The organism is Streptococcus sanguinis, from assembly GCF_003943655.1.
In the GTDB taxonomy this organism is placed as follows: Bacteria; Bacillota; Bacilli; order Lactobacillales; family Streptococcaceae; genus Streptococcus; species Streptococcus sanguinis_F.
The window spans coordinates 1-754 of sequence record NZ_RJMM01000061.1; the positions used below are offsets into that span (position 1 = coordinate 1).

Genomic DNA, 754 nt, shown 5'->3' on the forward strand with positions numbered 1-754 from the left:
AAGTCATAACCACCCGTGAAAACGGGTGGCTTGTACATCGGCTATAAGCCGTTTCCCTCCAGCGACGTCTAAAGACGTTCGCTGAACTTCGTTCAGGTTAATGCTATGATGAAAACGGGTGGCTTGTACATCGGCTATAAGCCGTTTCCCTCCAGCGACGTCTAAAGACGTTCGCTGAACTTCGTTCAGGTTAATGCTATGATTACTTGACTAATGCCCGTAAAAACGGGCTTTTATCTTGTTCTAAAACTACCATCTGAGAACGGATCCTCGTACTCTTTGACACTTAACTTATCCAAGGCAATGTCATTTTTCTCTTGCTCGCGAATATATTTGGCAACTGTCTTTTCATTGAGGCCAACGGTACTTACATAGTACCCTCTCGCCCAAAACTTTCGATTACCATACTTATATTTTAGGTTGGCATGTTTATCAAATATCATCAAAGCACTCTTGCTTTTCAAATATCCCATGAAATCGGAAATCGAAAGTTTTGGAGGAATCAAGACAAGCATGTGAACATGATCTGGCATCATATGTCCCTCAATAATTTCCACACCTTTGTATTGACATAGATGACGAAAAATCTCAATGAGATCTCGTCTTATTTTGTAGTAAATGGTTTTTCTGCGGTACTTGGGGGTAAAGATGATATGATATTTGCACATCCATTTGGTATGTGATAAACTGTAACTGGTTTTAGACATTTCTTTTTCCTACTTTGTCTTACCTGAACAAGTAGATTATACCAGGA

General features: G+C 39.8%; 1 protein-coding gene. It reads right to left on the minus strand.

What is annotated here, in order from left to right; translation table 11 throughout:
* Nucleotides 1-233: 233 nt before the first annotated feature.
* Nucleotides 234-707 carry an IS200/IS605 family transposase gene (gene tnpA / locus D8886_RS11620; protein ID WP_125435782.1) on the minus strand — a complete coding sequence of 158 codons (474 nt, stop codon included), beginning with the start codon at nt 705-707 and terminating at the stop codon, nt 234-236.
* Nucleotides 708-754: the final 47 nt, after the last annotated feature.